The following is a 5,003-nucleotide window of genomic DNA, read 5'->3' as shown; positions in this document are numbered from 1 at the left end:
AAGATCTATTTTGCAGTCAAATATATGCTGTTGCAATAGTTGGTGCCTTATAAGTATACATAATTATTAATAATTGGGTACAATTTTTTTAATTTTTTTATAAATTTACTTGAATTATTATTTTGAAGACCATTTGTATGTTTTTGATATAAAAAAACCCTTTTATAATAAGAGTCTTAGTTTTATCTAGTCTTTCTTTCTTTTTTTAACTTAATAATTAATGAGTAGCTTCCTCAAATTAAATAACCTATAATAATAAATACTAATAATGAAGTAATTTGTATAGTATTTTTTGCCAATCAAGGCTGATTAGTAATTGGTGGAATCATAACAATAGAAAGAACAACAACCATAATGATAATAGCAACTATGTACATAACTTGTTCTCAAATAGGTATTTTCTTTATTTCTTTTTTATGTGAAAGTACCATTAATGAAATAAATGTTCCTATATATTGTGAAAAGAATAAAAATAAACCAATATCAAGTATTAAATTAAAAGTATCATCAACGTGCAATAACTCTAGCATTAAACCTAATAGCATTAATATAATAGAAATTACTGAATTTAAATAAATAGCAATACCATATTCATCTTTTTTATTCTTTTTAGCAATTCACTTAGGTAAGTAACCATCCTGTGCCAAAACAATAATTGCTCTTGAAGCTGTAATTGTATTAGAGGCTCTTGATGACATTTTATTACTAATAATACCTATTGTATAAATAACAGTACCAGTTGTTCCCATTGTTACTATAAAAATTTTTTGGAATAATTCAACGTTATTTGTATGCAATGTACTCATATTTACACCCATAAAAATTAAATAAAATGAAAAGTATGCAGTAAAAATAGTGAAAAAAATCTTTAATAGCAGTTTTCTAAATTTCTTAACTTCAACTTCTCCTGTTAAAGTTGCAACACCTTCAATTCCACCATAAGCATAAATAAATGAAAGTACAGCACCTGTAAAAGTTATCGCACTAACTTTTGTACTTCCTCAATTAGAATGGAAAGCACCATCTTTTGTAGCTAAATAAATTACCGCAATAACAGAAGTAATAAGAACTAATCATTTCAATACTGCTGCCACCACTATAAATTTAAGTGAAATTTTATATCCAAAAGTAGTAATTACAGTTATTAATATAAAAATTCCAACAGAAATTAAATCATATAACAATGAATGATGTGGATCAATTGTTTTTAAAATTACAGATAAAAACAATGGAGCTGTAACACTTAAAACTGGACCTTGTATGTATTGAGTTCACCCCTGATAAAAACCAGCATGTTTCCCGCCTGATTTTTTACCATAATAATACGAGCCTCCCATTGCATCTGGATATTCATCCGTTGCTCTTGAAAATGCTAAAGCAACACATAAAGCAATAAAAGAAGTTAACATAAATGCCAGTAACCCCAGTGCTTGTAAATTAATAATTTTGCCAATTGTAGCGATGAATCCAAAACCTATAATATAGTTTAAAGAAAATAAATAGAATTTTCTCTTGGACATAGTATTCTTATTTGTCATATAACCACTCCTTTATATTTATTATATTTATTATAAATGATAATGATAGATTAAATAAATATATAAAGTTAAGAAAAAATAGCCTACTATTGCTATTTAAAATACAAGTTTTGAAATGCTATTTATGAAATTAAAAAAATACAATATCGAATATAAATATATATATATTCTTAAAAGTATTTCTATTCTATATTGATAATGGAACTGCTACAACTAAAGCAATGGTTGTGATCGCAAGCAATACAGCTAAAATAATAAAGATTTTATATTTCTTATTTAATCTTTGCAATTTAGATATTTCTTTTTCTTTATTTTCCATATTGTTCCTCCATACTTAAATAATTAATAAAATTATACACTTTTATAAAAAGTAATTAAAATAGTTCAATTAACACTAGATGTATTAGTATTCAAAATTATAGTTAAATATTTGCTTTTTTATTTTCTTAATGCAACACTGGTTTTATTTATATCTAAGAATTTGCGATAGTTATAATAGCAGAAAAACCAGTTATTTTTTTCATTATCTAATTGCTTCAAAAGATAATTTCTCTTTAAATTTATATCACTTAATAAAAAAAACACAACCTTTCAAGGATGTGCTATAAGATTTTTCTTGATACATTAGTTATTTTTTTCGTCTATTTTTATTTTTTTTATTTATTTTCCTTCTATTTATAACCAATAAAGAAAACACAATAAATAATATTGAAATAACAATTCCACTTAAAGTAAGATAATTAATCTCAAAAGTTTCGAATATTTTAAATCAATTATTAATGAAAAATAATGAAAATCAATGGCTATTTATATACTTATCAGAATATGTTAAAATAAATAATATTATAAGAATCATTGCATTAATAAAGCTTTCAACTTTATTAATTTTACTACTAACATTAAGAAAACTAATTATCAAAACACTAAAGGTATAAAGAGTAACAGAAGAATATAATCAAAAAAGAAATATTTTAAAAATCAACATTGTTTCAAATAAATTAGGATTCAAAGAAAAAAATATAATTAAAAACATTAAAGTTTCCATTATGGAACTTGTTATTCCTGTGAAAAAAATAGAAACCAAATAATGTTTTCACTTGAATTTTTCAGATGCTAGTAAAAGAATAATTTCTCCATTTTTAAAATCTTTAAAAATAATTCTAAGTACTAAACTTACTCAAGTATACAAATTGAATAGTATTATATATTTAAATAAAGTTTTTGAAGTATTTTCAGAATTTAATAAAAACATAGTTAAAAAGATAAGGGATAAATAAATGATTTTATAAAATACCTCAGCTATCGCAAATGTTTTTTTGATTTGCGACTTATATATATACTTAATTGTTTGCATTAATTTTTGTTATTTTTTTATTTTCAAACAAAAAAACACTATCTCCTATTTTATTAATTTCCTTATTGTGAGAAATTAATAATATTCATTTATTTATTTTTCATTTATTTATTTTTTCTAATAATTTTTTCACCATTTTTTCGCTTAAATAAATACTTGGTTCGTCAAGTATTATAAAATCAGAATCAATTATTTCAATTAGAATAAGTTTCATAATTTGTTTTTGTCCCCCGCTCAAGGAGCACATTTTTTCAAATTTTAAATCTAAAAAATCTCATGAAATTAGTATTTTATTTATAGAATCTTTATTAATTGGTGTCTTGCGCATATTATTAAAAAAATATATTTTATCAATAACTTTAATGTTTTCAAATAATTTGAATTGTTTTGACAACAAAGAACAATGTATATTTTTATTTAGATATAAAGAATCAACTATATATTTACTCAATGTTGTCTTACCCGCACCATTATTCCCCAATAAAATTGTCACTTCATTTTTTTTAATTTCAATTTTAGCATTATTCAATAGGATTTGATTTTTAATCTTTACATTTATGTCTTCTATTGTTATTGTTGTTGACATATCTCCCCCTTAATAAGAACCAACTTTTTAAATTTAGGAAACTCTTGTTTTGCATGGGTTATCAACAGAATAATTACCTCTTTACTTGCTCCATTTAATTTTTCAAGTAGTATATTTTTATTTTCTTCATCCAAACTAGTCATTGGTTCATCCAAAAATCATATATTTGATTTTTGGATGAAGGCAATTATCATCTTAATTTTTTGTTGTTCTCCCGAACTTAAATCAGAATATTTCTTCTTGATAACAGAATAAATAGAAAATTTATCCAAAATATTTTTAACGGTTTTTTTATTTATTTTTTCATCATCTTTATTATTTATCTTATTAAGAATTAAAAACATTTTAATGATCTGCCCTATATTTAAAGTAAGGATAGAATAAAATTCCTGTGATATATATGAAACATTATTTTTTTTAGAAATTTTTTCCAAAAAAGAATCCATAAAAATAGTTTTCCCAGCACCATTTTCACCAATTAAACGTACTTTATCACCAATATTAATTTCTAAATTATTTTTTCCTATTATAACTTTATTATTTATCTTAATTTTATTAATATCCCAAATAAATGAATCATTTTTAAAATAAAAATTATTTTCGTTGATTTTTATTCTGTTGTTTTTGTTATAAAACACAAAAGCTATTATTATAAGCAAAATTGTTTCAAATAAGATAGTCGTTATATATATTCAAACATCGATATTTTTGATATTTGAAATTATTAAAGAACATAAATTAGCAAACCCCACAGGTGGGAAAAAGAAACCTAAATATCGGTAAAATGTTCCTAGTTTATCAATTAAAATATATGAAGGAATAGTGGAACCAGAAAAAACAAGAAATATTAAAAAAATTATATTCAATACGATATTCTTAGTTTTACTACTTAAACGTATAGAATTTAAAACTACTATTGATATAACAAATGTAAATATCATAATAATTACTGGTAATAAAATTATTAATAAATAATATCAATATTGTCCAATAAAGAATATCAAACTAATTAATATTAAAATTATAGAAAATAAAATAAAGATAAAAATGGAACTTAGTAAAAAAGCAATAAAAGAAGATTTCCTTGAAACTTTATAAGATAAAAATACACTCTCCAATTTTCCTTTTTTAAAATTCATTAAAATATCAACAGAATTCATAGTTCCAATAGAAATTCCTATTAAAGATAAAATAGCAGGAAAAGCATATGAGAATATTCTTTGATCTTGTGTTAAACCCAAAAAAATAAGCGATGCGGTTGGTACAATGAAACAAAAAAAGATATTTTTCTTATTTTTAAGGCTTTCTAAACTTAAAAAATACCATAATACCATTGTTTTTTTAAAAGACATTTTTTTCTCCTTTCATAAATTAATTATACTATCATTATTTCATATGAAATCTTATGCTACTTATATATATCTCTTAAAAAAGGCGAAAAAAAATGACCTTCTGGTCGATTTATCCTAGTTCTCTCAAAACTGAATAGCAGATTGTTTGTTTGGGTATGTTTTGTGACGTACCG

The 5,003-nt window shown here is 22.7% G+C and carries 4 protein-coding genes; all 4 read right to left on the bottom strand.

The genetic code is table 4. From position 1 onward, the window contains the following. Positions 1-182 precede the first annotated feature (182 nt). The gene (locus C4B24_RS04420) at positions 183-1,538 is read right to left on the bottom strand and encodes an APC family permease (protein ID WP_131599568.1); all 1,356 of its coding nucleotides are present in this window, start codon (positions 1,536-1,538) and stop codon (positions 183-185) included. Positions 1,539-1,725: 187 nt separating this feature from the next. Next, positions 1,726-1,857: a hypothetical protein gene (locus C4B24_RS05255; protein ID WP_272482638.1), complete on the bottom strand. Its 132-nt coding sequence runs from the start codon at positions 1,855-1,857 to the stop codon at positions 1,726-1,728. Positions 1,858-2,878: 1,021 nt separating this feature from the next. Next, a complete protein-coding gene (locus tag C4B24_RS04415) occupies positions 2,879-3,478 on the bottom strand; it encodes an ATP-binding cassette domain-containing protein (protein WP_131599567.1) in 600 nt (199 codons plus the stop codon). Continuing rightward, positions 3,463-4,830 carry an ATP-binding cassette domain-containing protein gene (locus tag C4B24_RS04410; RefSeq protein WP_131599566.1) on the bottom strand — a complete coding sequence of 456 codons (1,368 nt, stop codon included), beginning with the start codon at positions 4,828-4,830 and terminating at the stop codon, positions 3,463-3,465. Before C4B24_RS04410 ends, C4B24_RS04415 begins: the two co-directional genes overlap by 16 nt. Positions 4,831-5,003: the final 173 nt, after the last annotated feature.

Origin of the sequence: Mycoplasma marinum (genome assembly GCF_004335975.1) — a bacterium.
Taxonomy (GTDB): Bacteria; Bacillota_I; Bacilli_A; order Mycoplasmatales; family Metamycoplasmataceae; genus Mycoplasma_K; species Mycoplasma_K marinum.
The sequence above is the reverse complement of the archived record's forward strand: the minus strand, read 5'-3'. Positions and strand labels throughout refer to the sequence as shown.